Genomic DNA, 19079 nt, shown 5'->3' on the forward strand with positions numbered 1-19079 from the left:
TGAATGGACAAGCTGATCTATACGGCGGCGTCGGGGTTGAAGGCGCGGATGGCGGCGCAAGCCGTCATCGCCAACAACATGGCGAACGCGTCGACGATCGGTTTTCGTGCCGAGCGTGTCAATTTCGACAGCCTGATGCTCAACGGCGACGGCCTCGACACGCGGACCTCGGCGTCGGAAGAGGTCAAGGACTTCGACCGCTCGGCGGGAACGATCATCTCCACCGGGCGCAACCTCGACATCGCGATTCCGGGCGACCAGTGGATCGCGGTCCAGGCGACCGACGGCAGCGAAGCCTATACGCGCCGCGGCGACCTCAACGTTTCGGCGAGTGGCGTACTGGAAACCGGCGACGGTTTCCCGGTGATGGGGTCCGGGGGGGCACCCATCACCGTGCCGCCGGCTTCCGCCATTTCGATCGCGGGCGACGGCACGCTGTCGATCGTGCCGGTCGGGGGCGATGCCAAGAACCCGCAAGTGGTCGACCGCATCAAGTTCGTCAGCCCCAAGGGGTCGGACACGGTCAAGGGCCTCGACAACCTCGTCCACGTCAAGGGCGGCGGCGTGCTGCCGACCGACGAGGATGCGAAGTGCGAAAGCGGGATGCTCGAGCAATCGAACGTCAACATGACGCAGGCGCTGGTCGACATGATCGAAAACCAGCGCGCCTACGAAGTGCAGGCCAACCTGATGAAGTCCGCCAAGGACATGGACGAAAGCGGCGCATCGACGATGCGCATGCCGAGCTGAGGAGTGAAATGAGATGAGCAGCGCCGCGATGCATATCGCCCGCACCGGGCTCGACGCCCAGGACATGCGGATGCGAGTGATCTCGAACAACCTGGCCAACGTCAACACGACCGGGTTCAAGAAGGACCGCGCGTCGTTCGCGACGCTGTCGTATCAGACGGTGACCGCCGCCGGCGCGTCGTCGTCGAGCGAAAGCAAGTATGCGACCGGCCTCAACCTCGGCACCGGCGTGCGCATCCAGGGCACCGCGCGGATGGACACGCAGGGGTCGATGCAGACCACCGGAAACAGCCTCGACATGGCATTGGATGGCGACGGCTATTTCCAGGTCCAGTTGCCGGGCGGCCAGCTCGGCTACACGCGCTCGGGCAATTTCTCGCGCAGCCCCGAAGGGCTGCTGGTGACCAACGAAGGCTATCAGGTGATGCCCGGCATCACCGTCCCCGAAGGCACGACCGGGATCACGATCGGCACCGACGGCACCGTCTCGGCCACCGTCGCGGGGCAGACCGAGCCCTCGACGCTCGGTCAGATCCAGATCGCGACCTTCCCCAATTCGGGCGGGTTGCAGTCGAAGGGCGACAACTACCTGACCGAAACCGCCGCGAGCGGTGCGGCCAATCTGGGCGTCGCGGGCGAGGACGGCCGCGGCACGATCCGCCAGGGCATGCTCGAAGCGTCGAACGTCAACGTGGTCGAGGAACTGGTCGACATGATCGAGTGCCAGCGCGCGTACGAGGTCAATTCGAAGATGATCTCCGCGACCGACGACATGCTCAAATACGTGAACCAGAACCTGTGATGCGCAACGTTCTCATCATTGTCGCCGTTGGGGCGCTCGCGCTTGGTGCCGGCGCACCGGCCGAGGCTGGCATCTTCGGCAAGAAGAAGCCGCCCGAAGACTTCTCCGCCGCGCCGCCGCCCAAGCCGGCTGCGCCGCCGCCCGCCAACGGCAGCATCTTCCAGCCGCAGGACGGCTATGCCGCGCTGTACGAAGGCACGCGCGCGCGCCGCGTCGGCGATCCGCTGACGATCGTGCTGGTCGAGAACATGTCGGCCTCGAAATCCTCGTCGTCGAAGCTCGATTCGGGCGGCGGGTTCGGCATCACGCCGCCATCGACGGGGCTGTTGTCGGCGGTCAAGCCGACCGACCTGAGCCTTAGCGGCAACCGCAATTTCGACGGCAAGGGCACCGCGGACCAGTCCAATTCGCTGTCGGGCGAAGTCTCGGTGACCGTGGTCGAAGTCTACCCCAACGGCACGATGCTCGTGCAGGGGCAGAAGCGCGTCACGCTCAACCGCGGCGACGAGTTCGTCCAGATCAAGGGCATCGTCCGCGTGGCGGACATCAGTGCCGACAACCGCGTTTTGTCGACCCGCGTCGCCGATGCCCGCATCGCCTACACCGGCAAGGGCGACGTCGCCCGCGCCGGCCGCCAGGGCTGGCTCAGCCGCTTCTTCTCCGTGATCAGCCCGTTCTAGGCCGGATGGTTAGCACGGTCTTAACCATCGCCGTGCGACACGCCGGACGACAATGATTGGATATCGCCCCATGCTGCGTGCTTTCCTCGCCTGTCTTGCCCTGATCGCTGGTGTCGTTGCGGCCCCGGCCTCAGCCGATCGCATCAAGGACCTGGGCGCGTTCCAGGGCATCCGCACCAACCAGCTGACAGGCTACGGCATCGTCGTCGGGCTCGCGGGGACGGGCGACGACAACCTCGAATATACCATCCAGTCGGCGAAGGCCGTGGCGTCGCGTTTCGGGCTCAACCTGCCCGCCGGGGTCAACCCCGGCCTCAAGAACGCCGCGGTGGTGATGATCACCGCCGAGCTGCCGCCGTTCGCCAAGCCGGGGCAGAAGATCGACATCACCGTCGCCTCGATGGGCAAGGCCAAGTCGCTGCGCGGCGGCGCGTTGATCCTCACCCCGCTGATGGGCGCCGACGGCCAGATTTACGCGATGGCGCAGGGCAACCTCGCGGTCGGCGGCCTGGGTGTCGAGGGCAAGGACGGATCGTCGGTCGTGGTCAACGTGCCCTCGACCGGGCGTATCCCCGAAGGGGCGACGGTCGAGCGCACCGTCGCGACCGGGTTCGATACCGCTCCCACGCTTACCTTCAACCTCGCGCGGTCGGACTTCACCACGGCGCAGAATGTCGCCGCGGCGATCAACGCGCGCTACGGCGCCGGCGTGGCGGAGGCGGTCGACGGCGTGTCGATCCGCGTCAACGCGCCCGCCGGCGCCGACACCCGCGCGACGATCATGTCGGGCATCGAAAACCTCGACGTCGTCTCGGCCGAACCGCCCGCCAAGGTCATCGTCAACGCGCGGACCGGCACCGTCGTGATCAACTCGGCGGTCCGCGTCGGCCCGGCCGCGGTCACGCACGGCAAGCTGACCGTGCGGATCGACGAGAAAGAAACCGTCGTCCAGCCCGCGCCGTTCAGCCAGGGCCAGACCGCGAAAGAACAGAAGTCCGGCGTGCAGGTCGACGAGGAAAAGCGTCCGATGTTCCTGCTCGCGCCGGGCCCGAAGCTCGCCGACATCGTGAAGGCGGTGAATGCGATCGGCGCCTCGCCGTCCGATCTCGTCGCGATCCTCGAAGCCTTGAAAGAGGCAGGGGCGCTCAAGGCGGAGTTGATCATCCTGTGACCGACATCCTCCCTCCCGCGCCCTCGGCCACGACGCCGACGACGGGCATCTCGCTCGACACCAGTCGGCTCGGCTCGGCCGCCAATCTGAAAAAGGCGGGCGAGAAGTTCGAGGCGGTGTTCATCGGCATGATGATGAAATCGATGCGTCAGGCCAAGCTGACCAGCGACGACGACAATCCGTTCTACAACAAGGACCAGGACACGTTCCGCGACATGCAGGACAAGCAGGTCGCCGAAGGAATGGCCGCGCATCAGCCGATCGGCATCGGCAAGGCGATGACCGAGTTCCTCGCCAAGTCGCAGACCGCGTTGCAGCCGGGCGCACCCGCCGCCGCTAGCACGAGCACGCCGTCATGAGCGACATGCTGGCGATCGGCGCGAGCGGGCTGCGCGCCTATCAGGTCGCGCTCAACACCGTGTCGGAGAATATCGCGAACGCGGGCACCGCCGGCTATTCGCGCCGCACCACCAACATCAAGGAAGTCGCCTCAATCGGCGGCGTCAGCGCGCAATCGATCGGCAGCGGCGAAGGCGCCGCGGTCGTCGGCGTGCAGCGCGCGGGCGATATGTTCAAGCAGGCCGAGGTTTTGTCTTCGGGCGCCGACCTCGCCAAGACATCGACCAGCGTCGGCTGGCTCGACCGGATCGAAACGAGTCTTTCGGGCAGCGTGCTCGGCACGCGGCTGTCGTCGTTCTTCACCTCGGCGACGACGCTGGCGGGCGACCCGACCTCGACCGCGGCGCGCTCGGCGATGCTCGAATCCGCCTCTGGCGTGGCGAGCGCGTTCAGCGAGACCGGCGCGTCGCTCGACCGAGTCTCGGCCGACCTCGACACCACGACGCGCGACACCGTGTCGTCGCTCAATTCGCTCGCGGCGACGCTGGCGCGGATCAACACCGGGCTCGGCCGCGCCGCCGCCGGCACCGCGGGCAATGCCGCATTGCTCGACCAGCGCGACCAGACGCTCGAGGCGATGAGCGCGCTGACCGACGTCAACGTCAGCTACGACAATGCCGGGCGCGCGAGCGTCCATGTCGGGGGAAGCGGCGGGCCGTTGCTGGTCGACGGCAACACCGCCGCGACCGTCGGCTATTCGCGCAACAGCGCGGGCACCATCGCTTTCCGCGTGCTGACCGGCGTGACCGAATCGACGCTGACGCCGGTGGGCGGCGCGCTCGCCGGGATCGTCGACGGCGCCCAACGCATCGCCGACGCGCGCGTCCAGTTGCAGGGCATCGCGCAGAACTTCGTCGACGGCGTCAACGCGGTCCAGGCAGGCGGGCGCGACCTCGACAACAACAGCGGCGCGGCGATGTTCGCGATCGACCCGAGCCAGGGCACCGCGCAAGTCTCCGTCACGCTCGACGATCCGCGCGGGATCGCCGCGGCGGCGGTCGGCGGCGGGCAGCGCGACAACAGCAACCTCGCTGCGTTCGCGAGCCTCCGCACCACCGGCAATTACGAAAACAACGTGGTCGACATGACCACGACCAATGCTTCGGCACTCGCGCAGCGCAAGTCGGTCGCCGACGCGCAACAGACGATCCGCGACACTGCGGTCAGCGCGCGCGATTCGCTCTCCGGCGTCGATCTCGACACCGAAGCGGTCGACCTGATGCGCTTCCAGCAAGCCTATTCGGCGACCAGCCGCGTGATCCAGGTCGCGCGCGACACGATACAGTCGATCATCGACATCCGGTAAGCAGTCATGCAGATCAGCACCAACCAGTTCTACACGTCGAACCAGCGCAATTTTCAGGCGCTGACCGCGGCGGCCGACAAGCTCCAGGTCCAGGTCTCGACCGGCAAGAAGCTGCTCGCGCCGTCGGACGACGCGGTCGGCTACCGCCGGCTGCAGGGGCTGACCCGCGACGCCGGCAACGACCAGGCCTATACCGGCAACATCACGATCGTGAGCTCCGCGCTGAGCCAGGCCGACACGACGCTCAAGTCGATCGCCGACGAAATTCAGCAAGCCAAGGAACTGGCGGTCAAGGCCAACAGCGGATCGCTGTCGGCGAGCGACCGCAGCGTCATCGCCGACCAGCTCGATTCGATCGTCAAGGCGCTGACCGACCTCGCCAACGCCAAGGATTCGCGCGGCGCGTCGATCTTCGCCGCGGGCGACAGCCCCGCCGTCACCGCCAATTCGGACGGAAGCTTCACCATCGCGAGCACCGGCCCGACGACGATTCCGATCGGCGATTCGTCGAGCGCCGCGCCCGGCGATGCCGCGTCGCGACTGTTCGTCGATGCGAGCGGCGGCAACGTCCTGTCCGATATCTCCTCGCTGTCCGCCGCGCTGCGCGGCACCGGCGACGTTTCGGCGATCGCAGGGACAATCGGCGACAAGCTGACCGCGTCGAACAGCCAGGTTGCCGCAGTGCAGGGCTCGCTCGGCGCGCGCGCGCAACGCGTCGACATCGAATCGAGCCGGATGGCCGATATCGCCACCGACCGTGAAGCCACGCGATCGTCGATCGAGGACACCGACGTCACGCAGGCGATCACCGACCTGCAGAAGACGATGACGATCCTGTCGGCGGCACAGGCGAGCTTCACCAAACTCTCCAGCCTGTCGCTGTTCGATTATCTGAAATGAGCCCCGATCCGGGTCCATTTTCTAACAGGGTTAACGAGTTGGATACCAAACCGGCTTAACCCTCATGTCTGCCGGGTCAGTCCCGGCTTCGGCCGCGGAAAGATGGGGGATTTTCGACACTAATGTTTCCGGTCATCGGCCTTGTTGTTCTGCTGGCGATGGTCTTCGGCGGGTTCGTCTTCACGGGCGGCGCGCTGGGACCGATTCTGGAAGCAATCCCGCACGAAATGCTCATCATCGGCGGCGCCGCGGCCGGCGCGCTGATCATCGGCAATTCGACCAAGGAACTGAAGGCGCTGGGCGGCGGCGTGGCCAAGGTCATGAAGGGCCCGAAATACAAGAAACAGGACTATCTCGACGTCATCTTCCTCGTCTCGAAGCTGATGAAGATGCTGCGGATGGACGGCCCGATCGCGCTCGAGCCGCATGTCGAAGACCCCAAATCCTCCGCGATCTTCGCCGAATATCCCCGCCTGCTCGCCGACCATACGCTGACCAATCTGATCGCCGACACGCTGCGGCTCGTCGTCGTGTCGTCGGGCACGCTCGACGTGCACGCGGTCGAGGAAGTGATGGATAACGCGATCAAGACGCACCATCACGCGGTCGAAGGGCCGCAATCGACGCTGCAGTCGTTGTCGGACGCCCTCCCCGCGCTTGGCATCGTCGCCGCCGTGCTCGGCGTGGTGAAGACGATGGGGTCGATCGACAAGCCGCCCGCGATCCTGGGCGCAATGATCGGCTCGGCATTGGTCGGCACGTTCCTGGGCGTGCTGCTTGCCTACGGCATCGTCGGCCCGCTCGCGACGCGGCTCAAGCAGATCATCGACGCCGACGCGGCGATCTATCACGTCGTCAAGCAGATCATCATCGCCTCGCTCCACGGCCATCCCCAGCCGCTGGTGATCGAGGCCGCCCGCTCGGGCATCGCGCATGCCAACCAGCCAGGCTTCGCCGAAGTGTTCGACGGCCTCAGGGGTCGCTAAGCCATGGCCGCGCGCGCACCGCATGGCTCGAACCAGCCGCCGCGGATCATCTACAAGAAGATCTATATCGAGGGGCACGGCGCGCACCATGGCGGCGCGTGGAAGGTCGCCTATGCCGACTTCGTGACCGCGATGATGGCGTTCTTCCTGCTGCTATGGATTCTCGGCGCCACGACCGAGAAGCAACGTAAGTCGATCGCCGATTATTTCGCGCCGACGCTGGTCGAATTGAAGGAAAACAGCGCGGGGTCGAACGGCATCTTCGGCGGCTCGTCGATCACCGACAAGGACAATTACCCGAACCGGGCGGCGCAAACCGGCACGCGGTCGATGACGATTCCGATCGGCGCGGTCGGCGGCAACGACGCCGGATCGGGCGATAAGGGCTCGCTCAAGAACCAGCAACTGACCGCCGAGGACACCAAGAATTTCGAGGCGATGAAGCGCCGCCTGACGCTGGCGATGCAGGCCGCGCCGCTCAAGCGGCTCGCCAGCCATGTCCGCTTCGTCCAGACCCGCGATGGTCTCCGCATCGATCTGGTCGACGATGCCGATTATTCGATGTTCGCGCTGGGCACGACGCAATTGGTGCCCGAGGCGGACAAGCTGATCGGGCTGATCGCGCAGACCATTCAGGGGACGCAGAACCCGATCATGATCCGCGGCCACACCGACAATCTCGGTTACGGCGACCCCAATGCGATGAACAACTGGATGCTGTCGTCGGGCCGCGCCGAGGCGACACGCCGCAGGCTGTCGGCGGGCGGCACGCCCGAGGCGCGCTTCTACCGCATCGAAGGCGTCGCCGACCGCGAGCCGATGATCGAGAACAACCCCGCCGACCCGCGCAACCGCCGCGTGTCGATCACCCTCCTGTGGCGCGCGGGGTCGTTCAAGCAATAGTCATTCTCCGTCACCCCAGCGAAAGCTGGGGTCTCGGGCGGCGCGATACGGCATGAGATCCCAGCTTGCACTGGGATGACGTTGTTTTAGTCTCCGCCGATGCTCCCCCTCGCTTTTCTTCTCGCCGCCGCAGCCGCGCAGCCCGCCGCGAGCGTTCGCGTCACGTTCGATAAGGACGGAGTCACCTCGGTCCAGAGCGAAGGGCTGGCCGATGCCGCCGCCAACCGCGCGGTGACGCCCGACAGCGTGGTGCGGATCGCGTCGATCTCCAAGCTCGTAACCACGATCGGCGTGATGCGGCTGGTCGAGGCGGGCAAGCTCGACCTCGACGCCGATGTGTCGCGCTACCTCGGCTATACCTTCCGCAACCCGGCCTTTCCCGACACGCCGATCACGCTGCGGCTGTTGTTGTCGCACCGTTCGAGCCTGACCGATAACATCGATTATGTCCTGCCGCTCGACGGCGACATGGGAAAAGTGCTCGCCGACCCCAAGGCATGGGACGCGAGCCACGCGCCCGGCACCTACTTTCGCTACGTCAATTTCAACTTCCCGGTGGTTGCCGCGGTGATGGAGCGCGCGACGGGGGAGCGGTTCGACCGGCTGATGGACCGGCTGGTGATCCGCCCGCTCCGGCTCCGCGCCTGTTACCAATGGGACACGTGCGACGACGCGACAATTGCCAAGGGCGTCGTGCTGTACCGCGCGGGCGTCGTGACCCGCGACGACAATCACGGCAAGCGCCCCGCCTGTCCCGTCACCCCGGCGAGCGACGGCAGTTGCGACCTGTCGCGCTGGGTCGCGGGGCGCAACGGCGCGACGTTCGCGCCGCAGAGCGGGCTGCACATCGCGATGCCCGACCTCGCCAAGATCGGCCGGCTGCTGATGCTCGGCGGCAAGATCGACGGCGTACGGTTGCTCAGCCCCGCCTCGGTCAAGGCGATGACCACCCCGCAATGGACCTATGACGGCGCGAACGGCGATATCGGCAGCGGCTGGGCGTGCAGCTACGGGCTCGGCGTCATCCTGACCGCCGTCCGGCAAGCCGGTTGCAGCGACGACCCGTTCCGCGATTCGCGCCCGCGCTTCGGGCATCTCGGCGACGCGTACGGGCTCAAGTCGGGGCTGTGGGTCGATCCCGCGCGCGGCGTCGGGGTGGCCTATTTCGCGACCGACGTGCCCGCCGATGCCGGCAGCAAATCGGCCTATACGCTGACCGAAGAGAATCTGGCGCGGCCTTGACCCCGCGCGGTGCCACCGAAAGGATCGCGGGCATGAAGCTGCACCTCGCCCTCACCGCTGCCCTCCTCGCGGGCTGCTCGCTCGGCGCGGCCCCCGCGCAGCCGGGCGCCGACCTGCTGATCCGCGGCGGCACCGTCTATACCGGCGACGATGCGCCCTTCACCGGCGACGTCGCGATCAAGGGCGACAGGATCGTCGCGGTCGGGCCGCATCTGGCGATGGCGGCAACGCGCACGGTCGACGCTTCGGGCATGATCGTCGCGCCGGGATTCATCGATCCGCACACGCACGCTGGTGACTGGCTAGCGTCACCCAACCCCAAGACGCGGCTGATCCCGGCGTTCCTGCTGCAAGGCGTAACGACCGCGTTCATCGGCAACGACGGCGGCGGATCGACCGATGTCGCGGGCGTACTGGCGACGCCCAAGGTCAAGCCGGTCGGGATCAATTTCGCGACGTACGTCGGGTTCGGCACGATCCGCGGGCAAGTGATCGGCGGCGCCAACCGCGCGCCTACCCCCGCCGAACTCGACCGTGAAAAGGCATTGGTCAAAAAGGGCATGTGCGAAGGCGCGATCGGTTTTTCGACCGGCCTGTTCTACGCGCCGCAGAGTTTCTCCAAAACTGACGAGGTCATCGCGCTCAGCGCAGAGGCGGCCAAGCGCGGCGGCTATTACGACAGCCATATCCGCGACGAATCCTCCTACACAGTCGGCTTGATGGCGGCGATCGACGAGGCGATCGCGATCGGCCGCGCGACGGGGATGCCGATCCATATCAGCCACATCAAGGCGCTCGGCGTCGACGTGCAGGGCTTGGCGCCCGCGATCATCGCCAAGATCGGCGCGGCGCGGAGCAGCGGCGTCAACATCACCGCCAGCCAGTATCCGTGGAGCGCATCGGGCACGAGTCTCGTCGCCAGCCTCGTCCCGCTCTGGGCGCAGGACGGCGGGACCGCGGCGCTGATCAAGCGCTTCGACACGCCCGCGCTCCAACCCAAACTGCGCGCAGACATGGCCGAGAACATGCGCAAGCGCGGCGGGCCGGCGACCCTGCTTGTCACCGAAGGGCAATATCGCGGCAAATATCTCAGCCAGATCGCCGCGGCGATGAAGACCGACCCGATCTCGGCGGCAATCGCGCTAATCCGCCTCCACGACTCCGCGACCGTCAGCTTCAACATGAGCGAGGCAGACATTGCCGCCTTCATGAAGCAGCCCTGGGTGATGACTGACAGCGACGCATCGGGCGGACACCCGCGCGTGTGGGGCACGTTCGCGCGCAAATACGCCAAATATGTCGTGGCGGATAAGGTCATCACCTTGCGTGAGTTCATCGAGCGGTCGTCGAGCGTCACGGCAAAATGGTTCGGGCTGACCGGGCGCGGGGAGCTTAAGCCGGGAGCGTTCGCCGATGTCGTGGTGTTCGACCCCAGGACCTACGCCGCGCGCGCGACCTACGAGCAGCCCACCCTCCCCGCCGCCGGGGTGAGGACGGTGATCGTCAACGGCGTGGTCGCGGTCGATAACGGCGCGCTGACGGGCAAAGCTGCGGGCCGCGCGCTGCCGCATGCGCCGACGCCGGGGACGTGCAGTTGATCCCGATGCGCCATCGCATTCCCCTCCCTGACTTCAGGGAGGGGTTAGGGGTGGGCAAGCGACCCGCAGGGTCGCGCTCTTTTGCGAGGAAAGAAGCCTCGCTGCGCTCGGCCCCCACCCCCGGCCCCTCCCGGAAGGCCGGGAGGGGAGAATGAGAATGGGGTTCGCGATTCCGCTATGGCAGCGCGTCGTGGCGGGGCTGGTCGTCGGCGTCGCGCTCGCCTTCGCCTGGCCAACCGGCGCGCCATACGTCCAGTTCATCGGTGACTTGTTCGTCCGCGCGATCCGCATGCTCGTCGCGCCGATCGTCCTCGTCACCATCGCCGCCGGGATCACCAGCCTGGCCGACCCCAAGCAACTCGGCAGTCTGGGTGCCCGGACGATCGGGCTATTCGCCGCGACCACCGCGATCGCGGTGTCGGTCGGGATGCTCGTCGCGAGCCTGATCCGCCCCGGCGTCGGCGCTCCGCTTGGCACGGCCGCGCCGCACGCGCTGGGCGCCCCCGTCACGCCCTATGACCAACTGATCGGCATCGTCCCGCTCAACATCGTCGATGCGCTGGCGAAGGGCGACATGCTCGCCCTGATCTTCGTCGCGATCCTGTTCGGAATCGGCGTGGTGCTGACCGGCGAGGCGGGGAAGCCATTCGCCGCGCTGCTTCGATCCTTGTCGGCGGTGCTGCTCCGCGTCGTCGGGATCGTCATGGAGGCGACGCCGTTCGGCGTGCTGGCGCTGATCTGGAACGCGGTCGCGGCGAACGGCGCGGGGGTGTTCGTCCATGTCGGCTGGCTCGCGCTCGCGGTGGTCGCGGGGTCGCTGATCCAGATGCTGGTGGTGCACAGCCTTATCTTGCGCTTCGTCGCGAAGCTGCCCGTACTGCCGTTCTTCCGCGGGATCATCGACGCGCTGGTCGTCGCCTTCTCGACCGCATCGAGCGGCGCGACCTTGCCCGTGGCGATGCGCGTCGCGGGCGACAATCTCGGCGTCGCGCGGCCGGTCTATTCGACCGTGCTGCCCTTGGGCGCGAGCATCGGCAAGGACGGTACCGCGATGTACGTGGGGCTGCTCAGCATGTTCGCGCTCCAGGCGTTCGGCATGCCGCTGACGCCGCAGGTTTACGGCCTCGTGCTGCTGACCGGCGCGCTCGCCGCGTTCGGCACGGCGCCGGTGCCGTCGGCATCCTTGTTCATGCTCGCGGCGGTGCTGTCGGCGGTCGGCGTCACGCCCGAGCAGACCGCCTTAGTGGTCGGCTTCGTCCTGCCCTTCGACCGCCTGCTCGACATGACGCGCACCGTCCCGAGCGCCAGCGCCAACCTGACCGTCGCGACGACGGTGGCGCGATGGGAAGGGGCGCTGGACGAGGACGTCTATCGCGGGTCCGATCAGCGGTAGAAACGCAGATTCCCGATCTCCAGCCAGGTCGTGGCACCCGGATCGCCATGCAACCGGATGAGCAGCGCGCGGAGAACCTTCGGGTCGAACGCGCCGCTGCCCTGGAGTGCGCTGAACGGCACGCGGACCTCGCGCCCGGTTTCGTCGGCGTCGAAGCTCGCGTGGAACCAGTCGTCGGGCTGGCGGCCATAACTGTCGAACGCGAGCGAATAGCGCCCGCTACCGCGCGCATCGAACGCGACGCCGGTGAAGCCGCTCGCGTCGGCCAGCGTCACTGCGCCCTTGGTCAACGGCACGATCAGCTGCGCGAAGGGTTGGGCGCGGGCGCCCATCCGCGCGGTCAGGAACAGCTTCTTGCCAGCACGCGGGTCGGTCGGGCGGACGTAGAACAGCCGGCTATGGTCGGTCCCGGCCTCGGTGCTTTCGACCGGCAGCGTGTCGAGATCGGTGCGCCCGTCGCTGCGCGCGCCGGTGTCGATCGGCCCGGGCATCTTCGCGACCGGCATCGGCGTCGGCGCGGCGCCGTCGGCGAGCTTTCGGAGCGCGATCAGATCCTGCTCGCGTCCCGCAACCCAGACGTGACGGACGTTGTAGAGGTCGGCGATATTCTCGTCGGGCTTACCGGCAATGAGCACCAAGTCGGCACGCATCCCCGGCTTGATCGTGCCCTCTTGCCTTTCGGTCCCGATGATCCCCGCGCTGGTGCTCGTCGCCGCGACCAGCGCCTCGGCGGGCGTGAAGCCGAGCATCGTCAGCCAGCGGATTTCGCGGATCGTCGAGCTGCCGTGGTACGTCCCCTCGATCCCGGCATCGGTGCCGATCGCGATGCGGATCCCCGCCGCCTTCAGCGCGCGGATATTGTCCTGCATGATCGCCCAGCGCTTGCTGTCATACGGCTGGATCGGCGCGAGCGGCTTGGCCATCCGCGCATCCTCGCGCGCGCGCTCGGCGGGGCGCAGGCTGGCATATTCGGCCGGCAGGAACGTGCGATTCTCTTGCGGCTCGAACGTCGCGAGCGTCGCGATATAGGCGGTATGGTTCCGCTTCATCAGGTCGATCAGCTCGGCGTCGACCGGCGCGTCGCCGACGCCGTGCCCGACCGAATCGACCCCCGCCATCGCGGCGATCTTGGCCTGTTTGAGCGTCACCGTGTGGGTGATGACCGGAATGCCCGCGGCATGCGCATCGGCGACGATCGCCGCCAGCGTGTCCTCGTTGATACTGTTGAGGTCGGGGTCGCGGCCGTAGCGCCAGCCGTCGGCGAACACCTTGATGACATCGGGCCTGTAGGCGAGCGCTTGGCGCATCGCGAGGTGGGCGGAGCGCGGGGTCGACACCTGCATCGTGAAGAAATCGCCCCAGCCGAATTCCGTGCCGTGCCCGCCCGGCACCCCGATCCGCACCGCCATCTCGATATGCGGCGCGGCGATTCCGCCTGGCTTGGTCATGTCGCGGATGGGGCTAAGCATTTCGCCCGACAGCGAATAGTCGTTCACCGTCGTCACGCCGGCGAGCAGGTACGCGGCATAGGCCTTGCCGAGGTCGTCGGGCGCGTCGAACGCCGGCGCGCGCAAATGCGTGTGGAGGTCGTGCAGCCCCGGGATCAGTGTCATGCCGCGCGCATCGATCACGCGCGTCGCGTGCGGCCGTTTGAGATTACGGCCGACCGCGACGATGCTGTCGCCGACGATCAGCACGTCCTCGACCACCGCCGGCGCGCCGGTGCCGTCGAACACGCGCGCATTGTGGATCAGCGCCGCGCGCGGCACCTCCGCCGATACCGCGCTCATCCCCAATGCGATGGCGAGGATCGTGGCGAGGCGGCGAAGCAGGCTCATGGCCCTACTTTCCCGACTTGCGCCCGGCCGCGCAACCCTTACGCTCATGAACCATGCTGAAGGGGGCTTTCGCGACTGTCCTTGCGCTTGCTGCCGCGATGCCGGCGCCCGCGCAGGATGCCGGCTTGCGGAGCCAAGTCGAGGCGGCGCTCGCGACCGCGCCGGCGGGGACGCGGTTCGGACTGATGGTGGTCGACGAAAACGGCCGCGAGATCGTCGCGATCGATCCCGACCAGCGCTTCATCCCGGCGTCGAACACCAAGATGTTCACCACCGCGACGGCGTGGGCGACGCTCCCCGACATGACCGGCCCCGATACGAGCGGCGGCGCGGCGGTGCGGCTGGAGGGGCGCGACGTCGTGCTGGTCGGCAACGGCGACGCGCGGCTGTCGAGCGCCGACGACTGCGTGACCGATTGCCTCGCGACCCTGGCCGATGCGGTCGCCGCGAAGACCCGCGTCGTCGGCGACGTGATCGGCGACGACACGCTCTTTCCCGACGAGCGCTGGAGCCCGGGGATGAGCTGGAACAACATCCCAACGCGGTCGGGCACAGGGATTTCAGCGCTGACGCTCGACGACAACGAGCTGGCCGTGACGGTCGGTACCGATGGGAAAGCCACGCTACCGGCCTATTACACCGTCGAGAATCGCGTGACCGTGGTGCCCGGCACCAAGAGCGACATCGGCTTCGACCGTGCACCCAACGGGTACGTCCTGCGGCTGACTGGCACGATCGGCGCCGACGCCAGGCCCGAAAGGCTGCGCGTCGGGATCGACGATCCGGCGCGCTACGCGGCGTGGCGGTTCGGCGAGATGCTCCGCGCGAGGGGCGTGCGCGTAACGGGCAAGATCGACGTCCGCCACCGTGCGCTGATGCCCGCCGACGATCCGGCGGTGCGCCGCAATGCTCCGCCGGCGCGGCCGCCCGCCGTACCGGTGCTGGCAAAGCTCACCCCGCCGCCGCTCGCCGACGACGTGATGCTCACCAACAAGGTCAGCCAGAACCTGCATGCCGAGCTGTTCCTGCGCCGCGTCGCGCTGGTCGCGGGAAGCGGGTCGATCGCCGACGGACAGGTCGCGGTGCGCGGCGTCATGGCCAAGGCCGGCGCGCCGCGCGCGAGCTTCGATTTCTCCGACGGGTCGGGCATGTCGAGCTACAACCGGGTCGCCCCGCGCGGCGCCGTCGCGTTGCTGCGCTGGATCGCGACTCAACCTTGGGGCGCGGCGTGGCGCGCGACGCTGCCGGTCGGCGGCGTCGACGGCACACTGGCTCGGCGATTTGCGGGCACGATCCTCGACAGGAAACTGTTCGCCAAGACCGGCAGCCTCAACGCGACGTCGGCATTGTCGGGGTACATGATCGCCGCCAGCGGCCGGACGCTCACCTTCTCGGTCTACGCCAACGATATCCCCGACGGCACGAGCGCGACCAAGGCGATGGACGCCGCGCTGGTGTTGATCGCGGCGGCGAACTAAAGGGCGCTCCCATGACCGGTTACATTGGCGAGTATCGCGACAAGGGTTATGCCATCGTGCGCGGCGTGTTCGCGCCAGACGAAGTCGCGCGGATCGGCGCGGCGGTCGACCGGGTCTATGCCGAAGGGATCGCGCACGGACGCAGCTTTCGCCACGGCAATCTGTTCTACAACGTCGTCGCGGGGGACAGCGGCATGCCGCACGTGCCGATGGCGCAATGGCCGTCGTACCACCAGCGCGTGCTCGACGAGACGCGCACCGATCCGCGCTACCTCGCGATCCTCAAGCCGCTGATCGGCGAGAACCTCAAGCAGATCATCAACCAGCTCCACTGGAAACTGCCCAACAGCCGCGGCGATTTCGCGTGGCACCAGGATTCGCGCTTCCGCAAGCCCGACAGCGCGTATCGCAATCTCGGCAGCTCATACGTCCAGACCGGGCTCGCGATCGATCCGCACAACCCGCATACCGGGGGCATGCGCTTCATTCCGGGCAGCCATACGCACGGCGCGGTCGATCTCGACACCAGCACCGAGGTGCTCGGCCAGTCGCCCGAGGATGCGGCGCTAGAGGCGGCCGGAATCGATCCGGCGAGCCAGGTCGATCTGGTGCTCGAACCCGGCGATGTCGCGCTGTGGAACCCGTATCTGGTGCACGCTTCGGGACTCAATTCGTCGGATCACCTGCGCCGGCTCTACATCAACGGCTATGTCCGTGCGGAGGATTGCGACCGCGGCGAATGGGCGTTCCGCGACGGCGAGCCGATGCCGCTCGGTGCCGAGCAGTCACTGGTGCACTACGAAGACCTCTTCGAGCGGCCCGAGCCGCATTACGTCTAGCTAACGGCTGCGGCCACTGCATCACCGGTCGCGGGCCGCAGCGTAAAAATGCTCGCTGCGCCCTCGCTGTGCCGAGTCGGATGGACCCGGTTGGTGAGGAGCGCCCACGCCACGCCACGGTCGAAGTCGACCCACAGCCCGGTGCCGACGAACCCGGTGTGCCCGATCGTGTGCGCCGAGCAGGCGTCGCCGCCCGGCCAGCCGGGATAGCGGCTGTCCCATCCGCAGGTGCGGTGCTCGAACTGCTGGGTGCGGATCGCCTCCAGCATCGCCGGCGACGCGCCGCTGCCGTCGAGCAAACCTTGGGCGAAATCGAGCACCCCGGCGACCGTTCCGAACAAGCCCGCATGCCCGGTCGCACCGCCGAGCGCCGAACAATTCTCATCGTGCACCTCGCCCTTCAGCATGCGCCCGCGCCAGTGGCAGAATTCGGTCGCGACCGCCGGGCCAGGGGGCGGGCCGTAGCTTAGCCCCCCGCCGAGCGGCCAGGCCCACAACGGCCGCCCGGTAATCCGCTCGACCGCGATGCCGAGCAGCAGGAAATTGATGTCCGAATAGACCGGCGGGCCATGCCGCCACTCGCGCTGGAGGATGAACGCGCGCAGCCGGTTGGGGTCGTCGCCATAGGTATAGACCGGCTCGACCGCGGGCAAGAAGGTGCGGTGCGACAGGCAATCGCGAAACGTCAGCCGACGCTCGGCCGCGTTCGCCACATCGTATTGGCGCAGATCGGGGATTGCGCTGGTGAGCGGCGCATCGAGGTCGAGCTTCCCCTCGTCGGCCAGCTGCAGGATCATCCTGGTCGTCGCGACCACCTTCGACACCGAGGCGAGGTCGAACCAGTGCGCCTCGGTCAACAGCTCGCGCTCGGGCATCAGCGCCGCATAGCCCGCGACGCGCACCGCGCGCTCGCCGCCCGCGGTGATGATCCCCAGCGTCGCCCCCGGGATGCGCCCGTCCGCGACATAAGCGGCGGCGGGCGCGAACGCGGCGTCGATGTCGATCATGTATCGTCGGGCCTCGGCCGCGCTCGGAGGACGAATGGCAGGAACACGACGGCTCCCAGACTCATCGCTCCCGCCATAATGAAAAAGCCGTCGTAGTTGATCGACTTTTGTATCGCTCCGGACAGGCCAGCCACTAATCGAGGGATCAGGAAAGCCAGTCCCGAGAACAGCGCATATTGTGCGGCAGGATAACGCGGATTCACCAAGAGCGAGAGGTAAACGACAAACACCGCACCCTCGAAACCGTGGCCGAATTGATCGACTGCCATCGCAAAATACAGCTTCATGTCACCACTAGTCACCGGCGCCGACCAAAAAAACGTCTGCCACGTGTCCGGGGACCAAGAAGGGAAGTGAAAGCCGGGCAGCTGCATCGTAAAGAGAATCGCGCCGCCCGGATGTTGATGTGCCAGCCATGCAAACACCCAATTACTGATCGCGGAAACTGCAGCACCGATCACCAGCGCCCATCCCATCGAAGCGCGTGTGGCGAGCCATCCGCCGAACGCCACGCCGATCATGCTCGCCACCGCAAAGACGAGGCCGTTCGCAACGCCGATCTGCGCCAGCCCATATCCCAGCGCGTTGAATAACACCGGGGCGAATGTCGCCGCCATCACGTCGCCCATGCGATAAATTGAAATGAACAGCAGCAGGGGGACGACCACGACTCCGTATCGCCACGCGACATTTACGTACGGACCGATCGCAGCCGACCGCCGTAGCGGTGCATCCGGGGGCAATCGGCGCAGCCACGGCACCGCGGCTGCCAGCGCGACGAAGGGCACCAGCGCAACGCCGAACACCCAATATTTGACGATGTCCGGATTATCGAGGCCGACCGACCCCAGCGCCTTCAGCAACAGCCAGCCCGCCAGCGCAACCGCCAGCCCCGTCAATGCGAGCGTCACGGCGCTGAACAACGTGCCCGTCGTGAGCGCGGTCCAGCGGCCGCCGCCATGCTGCTGACCGGCCTTTGTCATGACAAGAAAGGGGAAGGCGAGCAACGAAATGACGGCCACGGTCATGTACGCGCCGCTCCAATCCCACGCCGGAACGATCGCGACCGCCGCCCCCGACCCTGCCATCGCGCTGCGATAACCCCAAAGGTTGGCGGCGACCAACGGCCCCTGCTCCGCCGCCGTCGGCGCAAGTTCGATCCGCCACGCGTCGGCGGCGATTTCTAGCGTCGTCGTCCAGAACGCCAACAGCGTGGCGAACAGCGCGGTCAGCGGCAGACTGAAATCGGAAGCCGTCAGCGCCATCCCCGCCATCGACGCAAAGATGCCGAACTGCGCGAGCATGATCCACCCGCGCCGTTTGCCCCAGAAGCGTCCGAACCCGGGAATGTCATATTTGTCGAGGACCGGCGCCCAGGCGAACTTGAAGGTCGGCAGCAACGCGACCCAGGCGAAGAACCCCACGGTGACGATATCGACGCCGTGCTTGGCGAGCCGCAGCAACAACACCGCATTGAACATGTAGAACGGCAGCCCCGCCGAAAAACCGAGCAGCAGGTAGAGCGCCAGTCGCCGCCAGTCGCGCGGCACGACAACCGCATCGTCGACCGTCGCCGGCGTCACGGGCGGCCCTTCACGAGTCGGCAGTCAATAGACGGCATTCACTCTCCCCAATTCACGCGCAAGCTCCCCCGCCCGCTCGCTCGCGTCAATGGCAGTGTTGCCGGGACGCCACGTTTTGCCCGTCTGGCCCGTCAAAATGGAAGCGGTTTCCGCAACTTGAAAAAAGGGGTGGCGCAATATGGCAGTTTTGTTGCTTAATGTTGC

The 19079-nt window shown here is 67.1% G+C and carries 18 protein-coding genes; 15 read left to right on the plus strand and 3 right to left on the minus strand.

Annotated features, from left to right (window positions below; all coding sequences use genetic code 11):
• Positions 1 to 3 precede the first annotated feature (3 nt).
• From flgF to E7773_RS00620, 12 genes are all read left to right on the plus strand, one after another.
• Positions 4 to 750, plus strand: a complete 747-nt coding sequence (flgF, locus tag E7773_RS00565) for a flagellar basal-body rod protein FlgF (protein ID WP_293986899.1) — start codon at positions 4 to 6, stop codon at positions 748 to 750.
• Between the two features lie 13 nt (positions 751 to 763).
• Entirely contained in the window at positions 764 to 1552 is a 789-nt protein-coding gene (flgG, locus tag E7773_RS00570) for a flagellar basal-body rod protein FlgG (RefSeq protein WP_293986901.1), read from the plus strand.
• Positions 1552 to 2232, plus strand: a complete 681-nt coding sequence (locus E7773_RS00575; protein WP_293986903.1) for a flagellar basal body L-ring protein FlgH — start codon at positions 1552 to 1554, stop codon at positions 2230 to 2232. Before flgG ends, E7773_RS00575 begins: the two co-directional genes overlap by 1 nt.
• Positions 2233 to 2302: 70 nt before the next feature.
• Entirely contained in the window at positions 2303 to 3403 is a 1101-nt protein-coding gene (locus tag E7773_RS00580; RefSeq protein WP_293986905.1) for a flagellar basal body P-ring protein FlgI, read from the plus strand.
• Positions 3400 to 3762, plus strand: coding sequence for a rod-binding protein (locus E7773_RS00585; protein ID WP_293986907.1), 363 nt, complete (start codon positions 3400 to 3402; stop codon positions 3760 to 3762). Before E7773_RS00580 ends, E7773_RS00585 begins: the two co-directional genes overlap by 4 nt.
• Entirely contained in the window at positions 3759 to 5108 is a 1350-nt protein-coding gene (flgK, locus tag E7773_RS00590; protein ID WP_293986909.1) for a flagellar hook-associated protein FlgK, read from the plus strand. Before E7773_RS00585 ends, flgK begins: the two co-directional genes overlap by 4 nt.
• 6 nt (positions 5109 to 5114) lie before the next feature.
• Positions 5115 to 6008, plus strand: a complete 894-nt coding sequence (locus E7773_RS00595) for a flagellin (RefSeq protein ID WP_293986911.1) — start codon at positions 5115 to 5117, stop codon at positions 6006 to 6008.
• Positions 6009 to 6130: 122 nt separating this feature from the next.
• A complete protein-coding gene (motA, locus tag E7773_RS00600; protein WP_293986912.1) occupies positions 6131 to 6994 on the plus strand; it encodes a flagellar motor stator protein MotA in 864 nt (287 codons plus the stop codon).
• A gap of 3 nt (positions 6995 to 6997) precedes the next feature.
• Positions 6998 to 7897: a flagellar motor protein MotB gene (locus E7773_RS00605; RefSeq protein ID WP_293986914.1), complete on the plus strand. Its 900-nt coding sequence runs from the start codon at positions 6998 to 7000 to the stop codon at positions 7895 to 7897.
• Between the two features lie 99 nt (positions 7898 to 7996).
• The gene (locus tag E7773_RS00610) at positions 7997 to 9139 is read left to right on the plus strand and encodes a serine hydrolase domain-containing protein (protein ID WP_293986915.1); all 1143 of its coding nucleotides are present in this window, start codon (positions 7997 to 7999) and stop codon (positions 9137 to 9139) included.
• A gap of 32 nt (positions 9140 to 9171) precedes the next feature.
• On the plus strand, positions 9172 to 10737 hold the full coding sequence (locus tag E7773_RS00615; RefSeq protein WP_293986916.1) for an amidohydrolase family protein: 1566 nt from the start codon (positions 9172 to 9174) through the stop codon (positions 10735 to 10737).
• A 151-nt stretch (positions 10738 to 10888) separates the two neighbouring features.
• Positions 10889 to 12130: a dicarboxylate/amino acid:cation symporter gene (locus E7773_RS00620; protein ID WP_293986918.1), complete on the plus strand. Its 1242-nt coding sequence runs from the start codon at positions 10889 to 10891 to the stop codon at positions 12128 to 12130.
• Here E7773_RS00620 and E7773_RS00625 read toward each other — a convergent pair.
• Positions 12121 to 13968 carry an amidohydrolase family protein gene (locus E7773_RS00625; RefSeq protein WP_293986920.1) on the minus strand — a complete coding sequence of 616 codons (1848 nt, stop codon included), beginning with the start codon at positions 13966 to 13968 and terminating at the stop codon, positions 12121 to 12123. The two genes, E7773_RS00620 and E7773_RS00625, sit on opposite strands and share 10 nt — an antisense overlap.
• A 53-nt stretch (positions 13969 to 14021) precedes the next feature.
• Here E7773_RS00625 and dacB point away from each other — a divergent pair, with 53 nt between their 5' ends.
• A complete protein-coding gene (dacB, locus tag E7773_RS00630; protein WP_293986922.1) occupies positions 14022 to 15446 on the plus strand; it encodes a D-alanyl-D-alanine carboxypeptidase/D-alanyl-D-alanine-endopeptidase in 1425 nt (474 codons plus the stop codon).
• An 11-nt stretch (positions 15447 to 15457) separates the two neighbouring features.
• Positions 15458 to 16285, plus strand: a complete 828-nt coding sequence (locus tag E7773_RS00635) for a phytanoyl-CoA dioxygenase family protein (RefSeq protein WP_293986924.1) — start codon at positions 15458 to 15460, stop codon at positions 16283 to 16285.
• Here E7773_RS00635 and E7773_RS00640 read toward each other — a convergent pair.
• Positions 16282 to 17292, minus strand: coding sequence for a serine hydrolase (locus E7773_RS00640; RefSeq protein WP_293986925.1), 1011 nt, complete (start codon positions 17290 to 17292; stop codon positions 16282 to 16284). The two genes, E7773_RS00635 and E7773_RS00640, sit on opposite strands and share 4 nt — an antisense overlap.
• Positions 17289 to 18761 (minus strand): permease, encoded by a 1473-nt coding sequence (locus E7773_RS00645; protein WP_293987153.1) that lies wholly within the window; start codon positions 18759 to 18761, stop codon positions 17289 to 17291. The genes E7773_RS00640 and E7773_RS00645 overlap by 4 nt, the downstream gene beginning before the upstream one ends.
• On the opposite strand from E7773_RS00645, the gene E7773_RS00650 reads away from it, so the two are divergent.
• The gene (locus tag E7773_RS00650; protein ID WP_293987172.1) at positions 18735 to 19073 is read left to right on the plus strand and encodes a hypothetical protein; all 339 of its coding nucleotides are present in this window, start codon (positions 18735 to 18737) and stop codon (positions 19071 to 19073) included. The two genes, E7773_RS00645 and E7773_RS00650, sit on opposite strands and share 27 nt — an antisense overlap.
• Positions 19074 to 19079: the final 6 nt, after the last annotated feature.

Source organism: Sphingomonas sp., from assembly GCF_004799495.1.
Classification (GTDB): domain Bacteria; phylum Pseudomonadota; class Alphaproteobacteria; order Sphingomonadales; family Sphingomonadaceae; genus Sphingomonas.